Origin of the sequence: Spirillospora sp. CA-128828 (assembly GCF_050945415.1) — a bacterium.
In the GTDB taxonomy this organism is placed as follows: domain Bacteria; phylum Actinomycetota; class Actinomycetes; order Streptosporangiales; family Streptosporangiaceae; genus Spirillospora.
The window spans coordinates 341347-360503 of record NZ_CP191986.1 but is presented as its reverse complement, the minus strand read 5'-3'; the positions used below and the strand labels follow the sequence as shown (position 1 = coordinate 360503).

Here is a 19157-nt window from a genome sequence, read left to right as displayed (position 1 = left end):
GAATCCGTGTGACCTGGACGCTCCCTTGGGGTACTCGGACGACCGGGGCTACGCCCGGCGGGATGCCCGGCGGCACCCTGCGTATGAAAGGACGCTGACAAATGCCCATCGCAACGCCCGAGGTCTACGCGGAGATGCTCGACCGTGCGAAGCAGGACGGCTTCGCCTTCCCCGCGATCAACGTGACGTCCAGCCAGACGCTGAACGCCGCGCTGCGCGGGTTCGCGGAAGCCGAGAGCGACGGGATCGTGCAGGTGTCCACCGGCGGGGCCGACTACCTGTCCGGCTCCACGGTGAAGGACATGGTCGTCGGCGCGAGCGCGCTCGCCGAGTACGCCCGTGTCGTGGCCGACAAGTACCCGGTGAACATCGCCCTGCACACCGACCACTGCCCGAAGGACAAGCTGGACGGCTTCATGCGTCCGCTGATCAAGATTTCGCAGGAACGGGTGGCGCGCGGCGAGGAGCCGCTGTTCCAGTCGCACATGTGGGACGGGTCGGCGGTCGAGCTGCACGAGAACCTCGACATCGCGGCCGGCCTCCTTGAGGAGTGCGCCAAGGCCCGCATCATCATGGAAATGGAGATCGGCGTCGTCGGCGGCGAGGAGGACGGCGTCGCCAACGAGATCAACGAGAAGCTGTACACGACGCCCGGCGACGCGATCGCGACCGCCGAGGCCGTCGGCGTGGGCGAGCGGGGCCGCTACATCCTCGCGGCGACGTTCGGGAACGTGCACGGCGTCTACAAGCCGGGCTCGGTCAAGCTGCGTCCCGAGGTGCTCAAGGACATCCAGGACGCGGTCGGCGCCAAGTACGGCAAGGACAGGCCGTTCGACCTGGTGTTCCACGGCGGTTCCGGCTCGACGCTGGAGGAGATCCGGGAGGCGGTGTCGTACGGCGTCGTGAAGATGAACATCGACACCGACACCCAGTACGCGTTCACCCGCCCGGTCGCCGAGCACATGTTCCGCAACTACGACGGCGTGCTGAAGATCGACGGCGAGGTCGGCAACAAGAAGCAGTACGACCCGCGCTCCTGGGGCAAGGCCGCGGAGGCCGCGATGGCCGCCCGCATCGTCGAGGCAGCCGAGAACCTCCAGTCCGCCGGCAAGAAGCTGAAGTAGCGGGCGAGGCCGGGGGCCGCGCGCCCCCGGCCATACCCGTTGTTTGACGAAACTCAGGTAGGGTCGGGTTTGTGGCACTACCCCGCACGTACGAGTCACAGAACTGCTCGATCGCCCGCTCGCTGGAGGTCGTCGGCGACCGGTGGACGCTGCTGGTGATCCGCAGCGCCTTCGAGGGCGTCCGGCGCTTCGACGACTTCCAGGACGTTCTGGGCGTCGCCCGCAACGTCCTCACCGACCGGCTCAACCGGCTCTGCGTCGAGGGCATCATGCGCCGGGTCCCGTACCAGGACCGGCCGGAGCGGCACGAGTACCGGCTCACGCGCAAGGGCGTCGAACTGTGGCCGGCGATGATGACCCTGCTGATGTGGGGCGACCGCCACTACGCCCCCGGCGGCGCGCCCGTGATCATCGGCCACCGCGGCTGTGAGGGCACTCTGAACCGGCACTTCGCCTGCACCTCATGCGGCGTCCACCTGGAGCCGACCGACGTGGAACCCCGCCCCGGCCCCGGCGCCTGACCGCGTTCACGCGATGTGCACGCGGACTTTGCCGACCAATGAGTTGCTTCAGGCAACCATCCGCGATCCAATGGGTTTCATGAAGCAACTCGGTGTGCGCAGCGTCGCCTACATTGACCCCGCGCCGGCCGGCGTCCGGATCCGCCCGTACGGCATCACCGACCACGACCGGGTACGGCGGATGTCGGACCGGCTGTCCGACGCGAGCCTCTACACGCGCTTCTTCTCGGGCACGCCCCGCATCCCCGAGCACTACCTCGGGCTCCTGGAGAACCTCGACCACTGGGACCGCGAGGCCCTGGTCGCGCTGGACGGCGACGAGATCCTCGGCATCGCCGAATACGTCCGCGGCAAGGACCGGCCCTGGCGCGCCGACCTCGCCGTCCTCGTCACCGACCCCTGGCAGCGTCGCGGCATCGGCAGCGTCCTGATCGGCTGCCTGTCCGAACTCGCCGCACGGCGCGGCATCACCGAGTTCGACGCCGACATCGTCCTCACCAACCGGCCGGCGCTCCTCTTCGTCCGGCACGGCTGGCCGTCCGCCCGCTCCACGCTGGACGGCGGCGCGGCCCACTTCACCCTCCCCCTGCCGATCCCCATCCCCGCCGGGGCGTGAACGGCGCGGCCAGGGTCAGGCGTCCTCGCGCGCCTGGAAACCGACCCGGACCTCCAGTCCGCCCCTCGGGAGCGGTTCGGCGCGCAGTTCGGCGCCATGGGCGGTGGCGATGGCCGCCACGATCGACAGGCCGATCCCGTGTCCCGGGTGTCCGTTGAGCCGGGTCTCACGGAGCCGCTGGAACGGCTGGAAGATCAGTTCCATCTGCCCGGGTGTGACCTGCGGCCCGGTGTTGAGCACCACCAGGGTGGGCCGTCCCGCCTGAACGCCGGTGCGAACCGTGACGGTCCCGGCCGGGGCGTTGTGGCGTATCGCGTTGTCCAGCAGGTTGCCGATCAGCCGCTCGACCAGCGGCGGGTCGCCCATCATGGTGGCGCAGTCCAGCTCGGCCTCGATCCGCGGCCCGGACTCGCAGCGGGCTTCTTGGTCGTGGCCGCCACGGCCGCGGCCGTGGCCGTGGCCGTGCAGGCGAACTCGGCAGGCGCCCACCACACCGACGGCACGGCCTACAGCACCCCTATCGCCTACAGCGTGACCGGCAAAGCGACGACCAGCACCGCAGGGGCGGACGCGGCCGAGGCGTTCACCGGCTGCATGCGCGAGAACGGCGTCCCCGGCTTCCCCGGAATCACCATCACCGGCGACCGGCAGATCCGGCTCAAGGGCGGCGGCACCGTCGATCCGCTGTCCGAGACCTACAGGACCGCCGCCGCGAAATGCGCGTATCCGCTGCCCAAGGGCACGTCCCTGCCCGCCGGACCGCGGCCGCCGCCCCCGTCGGCTCCCGCGCTCCACTTCACCTGCAAGGGCGACTGCCCGGCACCGCCCAAGGCACCGAGCGGTCCGCGGTAGTCCGGCTTGGCGTGATCACCGCCCGCCCCGGGTTGAATCGGGGCGGGCGAGCCCACTTACGATGAGCCGCATGACCCAGAACCTGCTCGGCGGCCCCGCTCCGACCGAACTGCCGGACAACATCGAGGCCCGGACGGCCCTGGAGAACGACGTCGACCCGTTCGAGGTCGCCGCGCGTCACCCGGACTACCCGGGCGCCTGGGCCGAGCTGGCCGACCGTGCCTTCGCCAAGGGCAGCGTCATCGACTCCTACGCGTTCTCGCGCACCGGCTACCACCGCGGCCTGGACCAGCTCCGCCGGGCCGGGTGGAAGGGCCACGGCCCCATCCCGTGGGAGCACGAGCCGAACCGCGGGTTCCTGCGCGCCCTGCACGCGCTCGGCCGGGCCGCAGCGGCCATCGGGGAGGACGCCGAGGCCGAGCGCTGCAAGACCTTCCTGCGCGACAGCAGCCCCACCGCCGCCGACACCCTCAACGCCTCCTAGCACCACGCCGGTCGGCGTCGCCCGCCCCTGACCGAGCTCACGGCCGAGCGCTCGTGGCCGCCCAGGACTTCTGGGCGGCCACGAGGGCCGCTGAGCAGGGCGCCGGTTCACCTTCGGTTTCCTTGCGGGCCGCGTGCGGGTACGATTTGATCGCAAGAGGCCCCTTCGCGCGCTTGCGGCGACCGGGGCCTTCGTCGTGGGAAGGAAGAACGGCATGCCTGCCATCGTTCTTGTCGGTGCCCAGTGGGGAGATGAGGGCAAGGGCAAGGCAACAGACCTGCTCGGTGGGGACGTCGACTACGTCGTCCGCTACCAGGGCGGCAACAACGCCGGCCACACGGTGGTCATCGGCGACAAGAGCTACGCGCTCCACCTGCTGCCGTCCGGGGTGCTGTCGCCCGACGTCGTCCCGGTGATCGGCAACGGCGTGGTGATCGACCCGGCCGTGCTGCTGCAGGAGATCGACGGGCTGCGGGACCGGGGCATCGGCTGCGAACGGCTGCTGATCTCGGCGAACGCGCACCTGATCATGCCCCACCACCGCGCCCTCGACAAGGTCACCGAGCGGTACCTCGGCAAGGCCCGGATCGGCACCACCGGGCGCGGCATCGGCCCGACCTACGCCGACAAGATCAACCGGATGGGCATCCGGGTCCAGGACCTGTTCGACCCGAACATCCTCACCCAGAAGCTGGATCTGGCGCTGCGCGAGAAGAACCAGGTCCTGACGAAGGTCTACAACCGGCGCCGTATCGAGACAGGGCCGATCGTCCAGGAGTACGTCGCCTACGGCGAGCGCCTCAAGCCGTTCGTCGCCGACACCACGCTCGTGCTGAACAAGGCCCTGGACGACGGGAAGGTCGTCCTTCTGGAGGGCGCCCAGGGCACGCTGCTCGACATCGACCACGGCACGTACCCGTTCGTGACGTCGTCCAGCCCGACGGCGGGCGGCGCGTGCGCGGGCTCCGGCGTCGGCCCCACGAAGATCACCCGGGTGATCGGCATCCTCAAGGCGTACACGACCCGCGTCGGGTCTGGACCGTTCCCCACCGAACTGCTCGACGAGCAGGGCGAATACCTGCGCACGACCGGCGGCGAGTACGGCGTGACGACGGGACGCGACCGCCGCTGCGGCTGGTTCGACGCCGTCATCGCCCGCTACGCCACCCGGGTCAACGGCATCACCGACTACTTCCTGACGAAGCTGGACGTCCTGTCCGGGCTGGACCGGATCCCGGTGTGCGTCGCCTACGAGGTCGACGGTGTCCGGGTGGACGAGCTCCCGACGACGCAGACCGAGTTCCACCACGCCAAGCCCGTCCTGGAGTACCTGGACGGCTGGCAGGAGGACATCACGGGCGCGAAGACGTTCGAGGACCTGCCGGCGAACGCGCAGGCGTACGTCCGGTCCCTGGAGGAGATGTCCGGCGCGCAGATCTCCGCCATCGGCGTCGGTCCGGGCCGCGACCAGACGCTGTCACTCCGGTCCCTCGTCTGACCTTCCGTTTCCCCTGATCTCACCCGTTCTCTACCGCCCGTTCGGTCACGGACTGTAACGTGCGTTCGGTGATCTCCACGGTCGAGGTGCACGGACACCGGGGCGCACGCGGCCTCCGCCCGGAGAACACCCTGCCCGGCTTCGCCCACGCCCTGGACCTGGGCGTCGACGTGATCGAGCTGGACGTGGGCCTGTCGGCGGACGGCGTGGTCGTCCTCGGCCACGACCAGGTCCTCTCCCCGGAGACCCTCGCCGACACGTCCCCCGCCTGGCCGGACGATCCCGCCTACCCCTACCTGGGCACGCCGGTTCGTGAACTGTCCCTCGCCCAGTTGCGGACGATCGACGCGGGCGTCCGCTGCGAGGCCGCCCCGATGCCCGGCATCCGGATCCCGACGCTCGCCGAAGCGTGCGCCCTGCTGGCCCCTTCGGACGTGAAGCTCTCCGTAGAGCTCAAGACCGACCCGGCCTGGACAGATGAGGAAGTAGAGCTCTTCACCGCGGCCGTGGCGGCCGTTCTGCGGACCTTCGGCCGCACCGAACGGTCCCAGCTCCTGGCCTTCGACTGGCGCGTGCTGGCCGAGGCACGCCGCCACTACCCGGACCTGGGCCGCGTCGCCCTGATGGAACGCAAGACCCTTGCGCCGGACACCGGCTGGCTGGCGGGCCTGTCCCCCGTCGATCCAGTGGCCGCGGCCCTGGGGATAGGCGCAACGGCCATCTCCCCAGAGCACGTAATGACAACGCCCGACCTGGTGGAGGACGCCCACACCGCCGCCCTCCCGGTCATCGTCTGGACGGTGAACACCACCGAAGACATGACCCGCTTCATCAAGTACGGCGTGGACGCGATCGTCACCGACTACCCGGACCGCCTCCAGGAGGTCCTGGCCGCGGTCTAGGGCCTTCTACAGCCAGCCGTTGCGGCGGAAGCCGCGGTAGAGGGAGAGACAGGCCAGGGTGATGACGCCGAGGATCATCGGGTAGCCGTAGTGCCACTGGGTTTCGGGCATGTGCTTGAAGTTCATGCCGTAGACCCCGGCTATGGCCGTGGGGACCATGAAGATGGCGCCCCAGGCGGAGATCTTCCGCATGTCCTTGTTGTCGGCGACGGTGACCTGGGTCATGTGCGCCTGGAGGATGGGGTTGAGGAGCTCGTCGTAGGACTCGACCTGCTCGCGGACGCGGGTGAGGTGGTCCTCGACGTCGCGGAGGTACTCCTTGATCTCGGCCGGGACGAAGCGGCGCCCGGAGAGGTTGCGCAGCGGGCCGGCGAGCGGGCCCACGGCGCGCTTGAGCTGGATGACCTCGCGCTTGAGCCGGTAGATGCGGCGGGACTCGTCGGTGCGCTCGGGGGAGAAGACGGCCTCCTCGACCTCGTCGATGTCCTCCATGACGGCGTCGGCGACGCCGACGTAGCCGTCCACGACGCGGTCGGCGACGGCGTGCAGGACCGCGGCGGGGCCGAGCGCGAGGCGGGCCGGGTCCTTCTCCATGTCGGTGCGGACGGGGCCGAGCGCGCCGTGGGTGCCGTGCCGGACGGTGACGACGAAGTCGGGCCCGCAGAAGATCATGATCTCGCCGGTCTCGACGACCTCGGCGCCGCCGGGGCCGCTGGAGACGTAGCCGACGGTCTTCATGACGACGAAGTGGACGTCGTCGTAGCGCTCCAGCTTGGGGCGCTGGTGGGCGTGGATGGCGTCCTCGACGGCGAGCGGGTGCAGGCCGAAGACCTCGGCGAGGTCGGTGAGCTCGGCGGCGGACGGCTCGTGCAGGCCGACCCAGACGAAGCCGGCGCTGTCCCCTTCGGAGGTGAGCCGGCCGTCGCGGATGAGGCGGACGGCGTCGGCGACGGTGTCGGTGCAGACGCGGTGCCCGTCGATGTAGGCGGCCCAGTCGATGACGGCGGAATCGCGGCCCGGGGCCTGTACGCCGGAGGGGCGGCCGCGCGTCTTGAACAGGGCGCGGCCCGGGCGGACTCGTGTCATGGCCATGAGGTGCTCCTAACCCGCCGGCCACGCACGTCAGTGCGCGCTCAACCCAGGCCGGTCAGCGAAGGGAGCGCGCGGGAGCGTTGGCCGGACGCCAGAGGGAGGCGGACGGTCGGACAGTCGCGCACGGACTGTGAGGGTTCTCCGGCGAACTGCAAGTATCACCAGGACTCATCCCGACCACCTCCTTTCACGCACCTCGACACCGGGCGGTCAAGCCCATCGCAGCTTACCAGCCGACATTTAGGACGCCGCCCGCATCGGCAAGGTTCACCCGTCCCGGTGTGACACCGGCCTCACCCCCGTCCAACGCCCGTCCCTGCGGGGGATATGCCCGTCCGGGCGGCCGCCAGACCAGTAAGCTCGCGTGACGTGCGAGTACTCGTCCTTGGATCGGGTGGCCGCGAGCATGCGCTCGCCCGCGCCCTGCACCGCGACCCTGCCGTCACCGCCCTCCACTGCGCCCCGGGCAACCCGGGCACGGCAGAGATCGCGGACAACCACCAGCTCGACCCGGCGGATCCGACCGCGGTGACGGAGCTGGCCGGGCGGCTGCGCGCCGACCTCGTCGTCGTGGGGCCGGAGGCTCCCCTGGTGGCGGGGGTGGGCGACGCCCTGCGCAAGGCCGGGATCCCGTGCTTCGGGCCGGACCGGGCCGCCGCCAGGATCGAGGCGTCCAAGGCGTTCGCGAAGGAGGTCATGGCGGAGGCCGGGGTGCCGACCGCCGAAGCGCGGGTCTGCGACACGACCGCGCAGGTGGAGGCGGCGCTGGACGCGTTCGGGCCGCCGTACGTGGTGAAGGACGACGGTCTGGCGGCCGGCAAGGGCGTCGTCGTGACCGTGGACCGCGCGGTCGCGTCCGCGCACGCGGCGGCTTGCGAGCGCGTCGTGATCGAGGAGTTCCTCGACGGTCCCGAGGTCTCCCTGTTCGCGCTGTGCGACGGCGAGCACGCCGTCCCCCTACTGCCCGCACAGGACTTCAAGCGCGCCTACGACGACGATGAGGGGCCCAACACGGGCGGAATGGGCGCCTACACACCGCTCCCGTGGGCCCCGCCGGACCTGGTGGACGAGGTCATGTCCACGGTCGTCCAGCCCGCCGTGGACGAGTTGCGCCGCCGCGAGACGCCGTACGTCGGCGTCCTGTACGCGGGGCTGGCCCTGACCTCCAAGGGTGTGCGGGTGGTCGAGTTCAACGCGCGGTTCGGCGACCCTGAGACGCAGGTCGTCCTGGACCGGCTGGCCACCCCGATCGCCACGCTCCTCCAGGCCTGCGCGATCGGCGGGCTCGACCCGGACCTCCGTCCCGAGTGGCACCCGGGCGCGGCCGTGACGGTGGTCGTGGCCGCCGAGGGCTACCCGTCCGCCCCGGCCAAGGGCGACGAGATCACCGGCCTGGAGGAAGCGGCCGAGGTCGAGGGCGCGTACGTCCTGCACGCGGGCACCAAGCTCGGCGGGGAGGGGCGGCTGGTCGCGAACGGCGGACGGGTCCTCAACGTGGTCGGCACGGGGCCCGACCTGGCCGCCGCCCGCGAAACCGCCTATGACGCCCTCGCGAAGATCGGCCTGCGCGGCTCCCACCACCGGGCGGACATCGCGCTGAAGGCGGCATCCATGCCATGATTACTTGATTACACCGATATAAGCGAGGTCGGCATGGCTTCCTCCCCCGTGGCCGCAGGCGAGGAGGTCTACCGCGTCACGACGCTGGAGCTCTTCTTCGACCTGGTGTTCGTGTTCGCGGTGACGCAGCTCAGCCACGTCCTGGTCAAGGAGCTGAATCCGCTCGGGCTCCTCCAGGTCGTGCTGATGTTCGGCGTCCTGTGGTGGATGTACGCCGGCTACGCGTGGCTGACGAACACCCTCGCGCCCACGACGGCGGGACGGCGCCTGCTGATCCTCGTCGGAATGGGCGGATTCTTCATGGTCGCGCTGGCGACCCCGACGGCGTTCAAGGGCGGCGGCGTCCTGTGGGGCATCGGGTACCTGGTCCTGGTGCTCGCCCACGTGACGCTGTACATGCAGGGCAACCCGAACATCCTGCGCGTCCTGCCGGCGAACCTGCTCGCGGCGGCGCTCATCATCAGCGCCGGCGTCCTCGACCACGGGGCGCCGGTGTACGTGCTGTGGACGCTCGCCCTCGTCGTGCCGATCGTGCAGCCCTACATCGTCCCGGCGGGCGGGCTGTTCACCATCCAGCCCGCGCACATCGTCGAACGGCACGGGCTGCTCGTCATGATCACGATCGGCGAGTCGGTGATCGCGGTCGGCGCGGGCGCCGAGCACGCGCACCTGGACGCGGGCCTGGTCGTCGCCGTGCTGCTCGGCCTGGCGCTCGCGGCGGCCGTCTGGTGGAGCTACTTCGCCAGGGACGACGAGCGCGCCGAGGAGTCGCTGACCGCCGCCGACGACGTGCGCCGCACCCAGATGACCATGTTCGGGTACTTCTACGCGCACATCCCGCTGATCGTCGGGATCATCGTCGCGGCGGCCGGCATGGGGCAGGCCGTTGGGCACGCCTGGGACCATCTGCATCTCGGTCCGGCGCTGGCCCTGGCCGGCGGCATCGCGCTCTACCTGGCGGGCGACGTCGCGTTCCGCCGGACCATGCGCATCGGCGCGTCCCGCATCCGGCTGGCCGCCGCCGTGGTCGCCCTGGCCCTCACCCCGCTGGGCCTCTGGTCCGCCGCCGCCGAGATCGCCGCCCTCGTCCTCCTGCTCACCGCCGCCCTCGCTCTCGAACACGTGACGACCCGGCCGGACGCTCCCGTCCCCGGCCTGGGACAATCGTCGGGTGATTGATCGGTACACCCTTCCGGAGATGGGGCGCGTCTGGAGTGACGCGCACAAGTACGAGCTGTGGTGCCAGGTGGAGGTCCTCGTCGTCGAGGCCCACGCCGAGGCCGGCACGATCCCGCCGGAGGTGGTGGAGCCGGTGCGCAAGGCGCCGCCGCCGACGCCGGAGGCGGTGCACGCGATCGAGGCGGTCACGCAGCACGACGTGATCGCGTTCCTGTCGGCGTGGGCGGACAACACCGAGCCCCGCGAGGCGGCCCGGTACGTCCACTTCGGCATGACGTCGTCCGACCTGCTCGACACGGCCCTCGCGCTGCAGCTCGTCGAGGCCACCGACATCCTGCTGGACAAGGCCGACACGCTCGTCGCGACGCTGCGCGACCACGCGCTGGCCCACAAGGGCACGCTGCGGGTCGGGCGGACGCACGGCATCCACGGCGAGCCCGACGTGTGGGGGCACCGCGTCGCCGACTTCGCCTTCGCGATGGCGCGCTCCCGCGACCGGCTGCGGCGCGCCCGCGAGGCGGTGGGCGTGATGGCGATCTCCGGCGCGGTCGGGACGTACTCCAACATCGACCCGGCGATCGAGCTGCACGTCGCCCGGCGGCTCGGGCTGACGCCGGCCGACGTGTCCACCCAGGTCGTCATCCGGGACGGGATCAGCGAGTGGGTGTCGTCTCTCGCGATCATGGCGACGGTGTGCGAGGCGATCGCGCTGGAGGTGCGGCACGGGCAGCGCACCGAGGTCCGGGAGCTGTGGGAGCCGTTCGGCAAGGGCCAGAAGGGCTCGTCGGCGATGCCGCACAAGAAGAACCCGATCATCTCCGAGCGGCTGGCCGGGATGGCGCGGATCGTGCGGGCCCAGATCGTCCCGGTGCTGGAGGGCATCCCGCTGTGGCACGAGCGCGACATCTCGCACTCGTCCACCGAGCGGATCGCACTGCCGGACGCGTCCATCGCGCTCGACTACATGCTGAACCTGACGAATCGCCTTATGTCCGGACTTGTTGTGGACGAGGCGCGGATGAAGGCCAATCTGGAGTCGACCGGCGGCCTCATCTACACCTCGACCGTGCTGCTGGAACTGGTCGAGGCGGGTATGTCACGCGACGACGAGGCATATCCGCTCGTCCAGAAGGCCGCCATGGAGACGTGGGAGACCGGCGTGCCGTTCCGCGAGACGCTGCGCAAGCACGCCGCGGAAGCCGGGCTCGCACTCGACGAGAAGCGCCTTGACGAGGTGTGCCGTCCCGAGCGTTTCGTCGTGCGCCTTGGGCCCGTGTTCGACCGACTGGCCGATCTCAGATAGGAGGGGCCTTGGACGGGACCCTTACCGAACTGAACGCCTATCCACTCAAAAGCGGCGGCGGAACCGCCCTGCGCAGTGCCGAACTGACCGAGCGCGGTCTGCCGTTCGACCGCGAGTTCATGCTCGTCACCCCCGAGGGCCGCTTCCTGTCGCAGCGGGACTTCGGGCGGATGGCGCTGATGCGCCCGTCCTATGACGGCGAGATCCTCACGGTGGACGCTCCTGGTGCCTTGTCGCTCGTCCACAAGGCCGTGGACGACGGCGAGGTAAGGGACGTGACCGTCCAGCGCAAGGAATGCCAGGGCGTCGACCAGGGCGACGAGGCCGCCGCGTGGTTCTCCGACCTGCTCGGCCATGGCTGCCGCCTGATGCGCTTCACCGGTCACCGGCCCACGTCCCGGGGCGGCGGCGAGGTCATGTTCGCCGACGGTTACCCGCTGCTGGTCATCTCCGCCGAGTCCCTGGCCGACCTCAACGCCCGGCTGGACGAGCCGCTGCCGATGAACCGGTTTCGTCCCAGCCTCGTCATCGAGGGCCTCGGCCCCTACGGCGAGGACGGCGTGCGCCTGCTCCGCATCGGCGAGGCCGTCATCGAGATGGTCAAGCCGTGCAGCCGCTGCGTCGTCACCACCACCGACCAGCGGACCGGCGAGCGCGGCCGTGAGCCGCTGCGGACGCTCGCCTCCTACCGCACCTGGGACCGGGGCATCCAGTTCGGCCAGAACTGCGTTCCGCGCGCCCTCGGGACGCTCACGGTCGGCGACCCGGTGGAGATCGTGGCGCCCCGCCCAAGTGGATGATCTTCGAAACACCGGCGGCGGAGTCACGCCGCCCCTAGGCTCACCATGGGAATTTTCAGGGAACGCGAACCTATGGCGTGTCACGGAAGTCTCAACGAGCAGACCGGCGCCCACGGGGCGCGGGCCGGACACCACATCTCCGGCCCGATGGTTTACTGGGGTCGCGTCGGCAGACGGGGGGACACCGTTCGGCACGCTCGGCCCTCGTGCTCCCACTGGATGGCAGGCACTTCACCCGCACCCGAGAGGAAGTAAGGCGGCATGAGCATGGGCCACGAGGTTCGCTACCGCGTGCGCGGCGGCCGGCAGCTGCACGGCACCGTTTTCATCCAGGGCGCGAAGAACGCCGTCCTGCCGATGATCGGCGCTTCGCTGATGGCCGCCAAGGGACGGACCGTGCTGCGCAACGTCCCGATCATCGAGGACGTACGGCGCGCCGTGGAGCTCGCCCGGGCGGTGGGCGCGAAGGCCGAACTGCACGAGACCGAGCGCACCCTGGTGATCGACGCGTCGTCGCTGAACAGCCCCGTGCTGCCCGCCGCCATCGCGTCCCGGTTCCGCGGCTCGTTCCTGTTCGTCCCGGCGCTGCTGCACCGGCTCGGCGAGGCGGTCATCGAGGGCGTCGGCGGCTGCAACCTCGGCAGCCGCAACCTGGACTTCCACTACAACGGCTTCAAGCGGATGGGCGCCACGGTCACCGAGCACGTGGCCGACAACGGCGACGGCATCATCCACATCAAGGCCGGCGACCTGCGCGGCGGGACGCTCTACTGCGACACCCCGTCGCACACCGGCACCGAGAACCTGATCATGGCCGCGGCGCTGGCGCACGGCACCACGCTGATCAAGAACGCGGCGCTGGAGCCCGAGGTGCTCGACAACATCGCGATCCTGCAGGCGATGGGCGCCAAGATCACCGGTGGCGGCACCGGATTCATCACGGTCGAGGGCGTGGACGAGCTGACCGCCGTCGAGCACACCGTGATGCCCGACCGGATCGACACCGGCGTGTTCGTGATGGCCGCCGCGATCACCGGCGGCGATCTGAGCCTCGTCGGCGCCACGCTGGAGCACCTCGGCGTCGCCGCCGACAAGCTGGAGCAGATGGGCGTCGAGTTCCACCAGCAGGGCGCCGTCCTGCAGGTGCGCCGCGACCGGACGCTCCGCCCGATCAACGTCATCACCGACGAGTACCCAGGCTTCGCCACCGACCTGCAGTCGCCGCTCATGGCGCTGTCCTGCCTCGCCGAGGGCCCGTCCTACGTCTACGAGCGGATCTTCGACGGCCGGTTCAAACTGGCCGGCGAGCTCGCCAAGATGGGCGCCGACATCGAGGTGGACGGCAACCGGGCGAAGGTGAACGGCCCGCGCGCCCTGCGCGGCGCCGAGGTCGAGGCGCACGACCTGCGCTGCGGCAGCGCCCTCGTGCTCGCGGGCCTCGCCGCCGAGGGCGAGACGACGATCACCTCGGCCTACTACCTCGACCGCGGGCACGCGCACACGGCCGAGCGGCTGTCCCAGCTCGGCGCCGAGATCGTCCGAGAGGTCGGCTAGGCCTCCCCGGCGCGGCCGCCCCCGGCGGCCGCGTCCGGCCGAATGTGGCCTCGGATCTGACCAACTCGGGGATGATCCCTGACGGAACATGTCACGCCCGGCCGCAAACCGTTCGGTCCGTGCGTCACCATCCGGTCACGCAGCGTTTTGACCGAGCGTCCTGACTAGCCCAGCGCGGCCTCACTGACCTGCGAAGTAATCAGTGGAACGCTCCCGTTCGGCCGGACCGTAACGCGGTAAAAAATCACCGTCGCCGGACCCGGGCCCCGCCCCGGACGTATCGCTCGTCTTTCCGAACCGGCTGACAGCGGGTCGAACGGATTTCGGCCGGCGCGTAAACCAAACGGACTCCACAGGGGTCCCTCCAGTACGTGACAGCGTCAGGAGGGGCCCTTCGGCATGTTTTCGGGTCTTGTTTTTCAACTTCGGACGTCCGAAGATGCAGGATCAAGGCTGGCCGAATGGTGACAAATTACTGACCGAGGGGTCGCGTAGGTTACTTTTTCGCAGCACTCTTGATTCGATTTCGCGTCTGGGTGTCACATCTCGTCGCCCTGACCCGATCTGCCAGCAGAAGGCGCTCTCCTCCGCCTCACGGAGGCGGGCGGGGGACGGTGGCAAGAAGGCAAGAAGGCTCTCTTCCGCTTCAGGGCGGCGGGGGGCTGCGGGAAGAAGGCCCTCTTCCGCTTTCAGGGTGAGGGCCGCGGGAAGGCGAATCGCACGAGAACTGCGGTGCTGGGTCAGAAGGCAGGGGCGACGAAGCCATGAGTCAACCGTTGGGCGGAACGTGCGCGTGCAGGTGGCCGGGGCGGCGACCCCGCCGAGAGGACGGACCGGAAGCGAGCGATCATCGATGACGGCGGCGCGAACGGGGTCGGTCACCCCCGACCTCACGATCGGGGTCGTGGGCCCGCACGACCTGGTGGAGCGGGTCATGCTGATGGGCCATGGCCCCACACCCGTACCGAGCCGGCTGGTGGCCGCCGCATACCGGGACGAGCAGGAGGCGGCCGACAAGGTCGTACGGCTGGGGTCGGGCGTCGACGTGTGCCTGTTCGCCAGTCCCGTCCCCTATGACTTCGCGCGCAAGGCGGGCGTGCTCTCCATGCCCGCCACGTACGTGCCCCTGAACGGCGCCGCGCTCCAGGGCGCGCTGCTGCGGGCGTCCCTCGACGAGCGCTTCGACCCGTCCCGGGTCAGCATCGACGTGCTCGGCCGCGCCGAGGTCGAGGAGGCGTACTCCGAGATCAGCCTCGGCACCGAGCAGGTGCATCTGCGCGAGGAGGCCGCCGGCCCCGGTACGCTCGCCGCGTTCCACGAGCGGCTCTGGCGGCGCGGCGCCACGACCGTCGCGATGACCTGCGTGCACGCCACGGCGGAACGCATGGAGATGGCCGGCGTGCCGACCATCCGGGTGCGTCCGACCGGCGCGGCGATCCGCAGCTCCCTGCAGACGGCGGCCCTGCTCGGCGCCCACCACCGGCTTGAGGAGTCGCAGCTCGTCGTCGTCCTGGTGGACGTCCCCACCCTCCGCGAGACGCCACGCCGCGTCACCCCGCGCTACTGGCGGGACGAGCTGAAGCTCGCGCTGCACCGCGTCCTGCTCCAGGAGGCGCACCGGATGAACGCGTCCGTGTGGCCTCTGGACGACCACAGCTACCTCGTCATCGCGACGCGCGGCTCCGTCACCGCGTCCACCGAAGGCTTCCGGACGCCGCCGTTCGTGGAGCGCGTCCGCGAGGAACTGGGCCTCGCCATCGAGGTCGGCATCGGCATGGGGCGCACCGCGCACGAGGCGGAGAACCATGCCCGCGCCGCCCTGGCGCGCTCCCAGAGTTCCCAGCGCGCACAGGGCTTCGCCTTGGACCGCGACGGCCGCGCCCTCGTCCCCGCGCCGCGCACCCCGCCACGGGCACAGCCGCAGGCCAAGCCGAAGGGCCTGGAGATCCTCGCCCGCCTCGCCGACAAGCTCGGCGACCGGGAGCAACCGCTGATCGTGGACGCGGAGAACGCCGGCAAGATGCTCGGCGTCACGCCGCGCACCGCCCGCCGCCTCCTGCGCACCCTGGTGGAGGAGGGCCTGGCCTGGCCGCTGCCCCCGAACCGCACTCCCCAACCCGGCCGCCCCCGGCAGCTCTACCGCCTGATCGTCGAGAAGCTCGGCCCGGCCACCAAGACCAGCTGACGCTGAGTTCGGCCGTTCCGTCGGAACGGCCGAACTCAGCGGCGCCGCCTCAGCCATTCAGCCGGTAGAGCGTGCCCGAGCCGGACGTCCCGCCGTACGCCGACGCGCTGACGACGGTGCCGTGCGCCTTGATCCACGCGGTGACGGCGCTGTTCGCGGTTCCCCGGCCGTCGCTTCCGAGGAGGACGTACTTCAGCTCGCCCTGTTGGACGTACTGCTGGAGCTTGGCGACCGTCATGGCGGGATCGTCTCCGGTGAAGCCGCCCATGGCGATCACCGGCCGGCCCGTCTCCAGGATGATCGACGAGGCGCTCTGCGCGCTGGAGACGGCGACCAGCCAGGCGGCGTCGCCCTGGTTCTTCAGCAGGTAGGAGACGAGCTGGGTGCTCACCTGGCCCCCGGGTCCCCGGGACGCGTTCTGACCGGACGAGGGACGCCCCGACGGAGCCTGCCCAGCGGACGGGGGCGAGCCACCGGGGCCGTTCGCCATACGCCCTCCGGGGCCGCCTCCCATGCCGGACGAGACGGCCGGACCGGCGGTCGGGTTGGTCCCGTTGCCCGCGCCACCGACCGCGGTCGACGCCGCGTACGCGGCGGGTCCGGTCAGGGCCGCGACCAGTCCGATCGCCGCCGCGGCGACGGCCAGCCGGCGCGAGCGGGCGAGCAGCCCGATCACGGCCACCGCGGTGAGCGTCGCGACCGTCCAGGCCAGCCACGGATGCCAGGACGGGGTCCGGCGCAGCAGGACGAACGCCCACGCTCCGGTGACCGCGAGCGCGGCCGGCAGGGTCCAGGAGATGCGGCGCGGCGCGTTGCGCATCGCCACGATCCCGGCCCCGGTCAGTGCCGCGATCGCGGGAGCCATCGCGGTCGCGTAGTAGGGGTGGAAGGTGCCCTCACTCAGGCTGAACACCAGGAAGTGGACGGCCAGCCAGCCACCCCACAGCAGCAGCGCCGCCCGCGGCAGGTCGGTGCGGGGACGGCGTCCGCGCAGCGCCAGGCCGACGGCCAGGGCGATCGCCGCGGACGGCAGCAGCCACGAGATCTGGCCGCCCATCGTGTCGTTGAACAGGCGCCCGAGACCGGCGGCGCCGCCGAAGTTCGCGCCCTGCCCGGCGCCGTCCGCGCCGAAGATCCGTCCGAGGCCGTTGTAGCCGATGACCAGATCCCACACCGTGTTGTCGGTGCTGCCCCCGATATAGGGACGGCTCGAAGCGGGGACGGCCGCAACGATGAGCATCCACCACGCGGACGCGGTCGCCAGCACGCCGCCGGCCACCGTCAGGTGCCCGAGACGCCGCACCCGGCCGACCGGTGCGCAGACCAGGTACACCAGCGCGAACGCGGGCAGCACGAGGAACGCCTGAAGCATCTTGGTGTTGAACGCGAGACCGATGAAGAGCCCGCACGCCGCCAGCCAGCGGAGCCTTCCCGACTCCACGGCCCGCTGCAGGGCCCAGGCGCCGAGCACGAGCAGCAGCACCAGCAGCGTGTCGGGATTGTCGTCGCGGTTGATGGCCACGGTGATCGGCGTCAGCGCCAGGACCAGCGCGGCGATGAGCGCGGCGGTCCGGCCGAAGGCGCGCCGCACCGTCGCGTACAGGACGGCGACGGCGGCCACGCCCATCACGACCGACGGGCCGACCAGGCTCCACCCGTTCACTCCGACGACCCGCGCCACCAGCTCCTTCACCCACAGGGCCAGCGGAGGCTTGTCGACGGTGATGTAGTTGCCGGCGTCCAGCGAGCCGAAGAAGAACGCCTTCCAGCTCTTGGTCCCCGACAGGACGGCCGCGGCGTAGTACGAGTTGCCCGACTGCGTCCACACGCCCAGGCCGTACAGGACGGCGGCCAGCGCAAGGATCGCGCCGAGCGCCGCCCGTGCCGGCCACGCTCTCGCGCCGCCGGGGGGCTGGGCGGCGGCCGGCGCGGTTCTCGCCTCAGGGGCGACGTTGATGGTGGCGGTTGTCATGATGTCCCCCGTTACGCGGCAAGGCCGACGGACGCGCGGGGCGAGGGGACCACGGCGCTGAACCGGCCCTGCCGGATCCGCCGCCGGACGCGGGCCATGCCCCGGAGGTCGTCCAGCGCGGTCCGGACGATGTCGACGCGGCTGTCGGGGTCGTCGGTCCAGTCGACGGGGACCTCGTGCACCCGCAGGCCGACCCGTTCGGCGAGCAGGAGCAGTTCGGTGTCGAAGAACCATTCCTCGTCCTCGACGGCGGGCAGCAGCGCTTGGACGATCTCCGTCCGCGCCGCCTTGAAGCCGCACTGGGCGTCGGAGAACCGGGCGCGCATGGCGGTGCGCAGCAGCAGGTTGTAGCACCGCGAGATGATCTCCCGCTTGGGTCCGCGGACGATGCGCGCGCCGCGCGCCAGCCGCGACCCGATGGCCAGGTCGCTGTGCCCCGACAGCAGCGGCATCACCAGCGGCAGGAACCCCCTGAGGTCGGTGGACAGGTCCACGTCCATGTACGCGACCACGTCCGCGGCACTGGCCGACCAGACGCGCCGCAGTGCCCGGCCTCGCCCCTTCTCGTCGAGGTGGACGGCCCGGACTCCCGGCAGGGCGAGCCGCGTCGCGACGTCCCAGGTCCGGTCGGTGCTGGCGTTGTCGGCGATCGTGATGACGAAGTCGTAGGGAAGCTCGGCCTGGAGATAGGCGTGGAGTCGGCGGATGCTGCGCTCCAGCACGCGCTCCTCGTTGTAGACCGGCACCACCACTTCGACGAGGCGCCGGCTGGGAACTCGCGGGAAACGCCGCTCTCGCGGGAACAGGATCGGTTCGCTCATGCCCCCAACGCTCGACGTCCCGCATTCGCGAGCCGTGAAGCGCCGCTGAGACGAGCCTCAATTCATCGGCCGCCGCCCCCACCCGCCCTTAACCCGGCTCTCACCCCGCTCTCATAGGCCCCGCTCCGCGACCATGCCTCAACGCCGGCGTGAGACCGGCCCCGGTCACACGGATTCCGCGACATGTGGCTCGGGTCCTCGCTCGCCGCGATCGGCCGGCAGATCGCCGTCGTTCACTGCGCGACCACCGGATCCCGGCCGAGCAGAGCCGGTGAGGTGGTCGTACGGGCGGTATCAGCCGATCGGCTGATGGCGGGACGAGCGCTTCAGGCGATGTGGGCGGGCACCTCCCGAGGCGATCCTCGAACCATGCCGATCATCGAAGTCAACGGCCTGCGCAAGACCTACGGCGGCCGTTCCGTAGTGGACGACGTCGCGTTCGACGTCGAGGAAGGGGAGATCTTCGGAATCCTCGGCCCGAACGGGGCGGGCAAGACCACGACCGTCGAGTGCCTGGAGGGCCTGCGCGAGCCCGACGCCGGCACCGTCCGCGTCGCCGGCCTCGACCCGCCGCGAAACTGGACGTCAAAGACCGAGCCGCAGCGGTGGCCACCGCTTACGAAAGGCACCTGCT

Annotated in this window: 17 protein-coding genes and 1 pseudogene; 14 read left to right on the top strand and 4 right to left on the bottom strand. The window is 70.8% G+C overall.

Going from position 1 to position 19157, the window contains the following annotated elements; translation table 11 throughout:
- Positions 1–101: 101 nt before the first annotated feature.
- The 3 genes from fbaA (at position 102) to ACQPXG_RS02000 (ending at position 2261) form a co-directional block, all read left to right on the top strand.
- Positions 102–1124, top strand: a complete 1023-nt coding sequence (gene fbaA / locus ACQPXG_RS02010; protein WP_433465869.1) for a class II fructose-bisphosphate aldolase — start codon at positions 102–104, stop codon at positions 1122–1124.
- Positions 1125–1195: 71 nt separating this feature from the next.
- On the top strand, positions 1196–1645 hold the full coding sequence (locus ACQPXG_RS02005) for a winged helix-turn-helix transcriptional regulator (protein ID WP_433465868.1): 450 nt from the start codon (positions 1196–1198) through the stop codon (positions 1643–1645).
- A gap of 79 nt (positions 1646–1724) precedes the next feature.
- Positions 1725–2261, top strand: coding sequence for an N-acetyltransferase family protein (locus ACQPXG_RS02000; RefSeq protein WP_433465867.1), 537 nt, complete (start codon positions 1725–1727; stop codon positions 2259–2261).
- A 15-nt stretch (positions 2262–2276) separates the two neighbouring features.
- On the opposite strand, the gene ACQPXG_RS01995 is transcribed toward ACQPXG_RS02000, so the two are convergent.
- A complete protein-coding gene (locus tag ACQPXG_RS01995) occupies positions 2277–2750 on the bottom strand; it encodes a sensor histidine kinase (RefSeq protein ID WP_433465866.1) in 474 nt (157 codons plus the stop codon).
- Between the two features lie 42 nt (positions 2751–2792).
- Between ACQPXG_RS01995 and ACQPXG_RS01990 the strand changes: the two genes are divergently transcribed.
- The 4 genes from ACQPXG_RS01990 to ACQPXG_RS01975 all read left to right on the top strand — a co-directional run bounded on the left by ACQPXG_RS01990 (position 2793) and on the right by ACQPXG_RS01975 (position 5997).
- On the top strand, positions 2793–3113 hold the full coding sequence (locus ACQPXG_RS01990; protein WP_433465865.1) for a hypothetical protein: 321 nt from the start codon (positions 2793–2795) through the stop codon (positions 3111–3113).
- A gap of 61 nt (positions 3114–3174) precedes the next feature.
- A complete protein-coding gene (locus ACQPXG_RS01985) occupies positions 3175–3597 on the top strand; it encodes a DUF3151 domain-containing protein (RefSeq protein ID WP_433465864.1) in 423 nt (140 codons plus the stop codon).
- 214 nt (positions 3598–3811) lie between these two features.
- Positions 3812–5095, top strand: a complete 1284-nt coding sequence (locus ACQPXG_RS01980; protein WP_433465863.1) for an adenylosuccinate synthase — start codon at positions 3812–3814, stop codon at positions 5093–5095.
- A gap of 68 nt (positions 5096–5163) precedes the next feature.
- Complete coding sequence (locus tag ACQPXG_RS01975; RefSeq protein WP_433465862.1) at positions 5164–5997, top strand: glycerophosphodiester phosphodiesterase family protein; 834 nt, start codon at positions 5164–5166, stop codon at positions 5995–5997.
- 6 nt (positions 5998–6003) lie between these two features.
- Here ACQPXG_RS01975 and ACQPXG_RS01970 read toward each other — a convergent pair whose 3' ends face one another.
- A complete protein-coding gene (locus ACQPXG_RS01970; protein WP_433465861.1) occupies positions 6004–7089 on the bottom strand; it encodes a magnesium and cobalt transport protein CorA in 1086 nt (361 codons plus the stop codon).
- A gap of 369 nt (positions 7090–7458) precedes the next feature.
- On the opposite strand from ACQPXG_RS01970, the gene purD reads away from it, so the two are divergent.
- The 6 genes from purD (at position 7459) to ACQPXG_RS01940 (ending at position 15730) form a co-directional block, all read left to right on the top strand.
- On the top strand, positions 7459–8709 hold the full coding sequence (gene purD, locus ACQPXG_RS01965; protein ID WP_433465860.1) for a phosphoribosylamine--glycine ligase: 1251 nt from the start codon (positions 7459–7461) through the stop codon (positions 8707–8709).
- Positions 8710–8742: 33 nt separating this feature from the next.
- The gene (locus tag ACQPXG_RS01960) at positions 8743–9888 is read left to right on the top strand and encodes a low temperature requirement protein A (protein ID WP_433465859.1); all 1146 of its coding nucleotides are present in this window, start codon (positions 8743–8745) and stop codon (positions 9886–9888) included.
- Complete coding sequence (purB, locus tag ACQPXG_RS01955; protein ID WP_433465858.1) at positions 9881–11191, top strand: adenylosuccinate lyase; 1311 nt, start codon at positions 9881–9883, stop codon at positions 11189–11191. The genes ACQPXG_RS01960 and purB overlap by 8 nt, the downstream gene beginning before the upstream one ends.
- A gap of 8 nt (positions 11192–11199) precedes the next feature.
- Positions 11200–11991, top strand: coding sequence for an MOSC domain-containing protein (locus ACQPXG_RS01950; protein WP_433465857.1), 792 nt, complete (start codon positions 11200–11202; stop codon positions 11989–11991).
- A 267-nt stretch (positions 11992–12258) separates the two neighbouring features.
- Positions 12259–13545 carry a UDP-N-acetylglucosamine 1-carboxyvinyltransferase gene (gene murA / locus ACQPXG_RS01945; protein WP_433469884.1) on the top strand — a complete coding sequence of 429 codons (1287 nt, stop codon included), beginning with the start codon at positions 12259–12261 and terminating at the stop codon, positions 13543–13545.
- Positions 13546–14398: 853 nt separating this feature from the next.
- The gene (locus ACQPXG_RS01940) at positions 14399–15730 is read left to right on the top strand and encodes a transcriptional regulator (RefSeq protein ID WP_433465856.1); all 1332 of its coding nucleotides are present in this window, start codon (positions 14399–14401) and stop codon (positions 15728–15730) included.
- Positions 15731–15779: 49 nt separating this feature from the next.
- Here ACQPXG_RS01940 and ACQPXG_RS01935 read toward each other — a convergent pair whose 3' ends face one another.
- Positions 15780–17702, bottom strand: coding sequence for a glycosyltransferase family 39 protein (locus ACQPXG_RS01935; RefSeq protein ID WP_433465855.1), 1923 nt, complete (start codon positions 17700–17702; stop codon positions 15780–15782).
- A gap of 11 nt (positions 17703–17713) precedes the next feature.
- On the bottom strand, positions 17714–18523 hold the full coding sequence (locus tag ACQPXG_RS01930; RefSeq protein WP_433465854.1) for a dolichyl-phosphate beta-glucosyltransferase: 810 nt from the start codon (positions 18521–18523) through the stop codon (positions 17714–17716).
- A gap of 369 nt (positions 18524–18892) precedes the next feature.
- Here ACQPXG_RS01930 and ACQPXG_RS01925 point away from each other — a divergent pair.
- Positions 18893–19099, top strand: a pseudogene (locus ACQPXG_RS01925) (ATP-binding cassette domain-containing protein); the annotation flags it as partial.
- Positions 19100–19157: the final 58 nt, after the last annotated feature.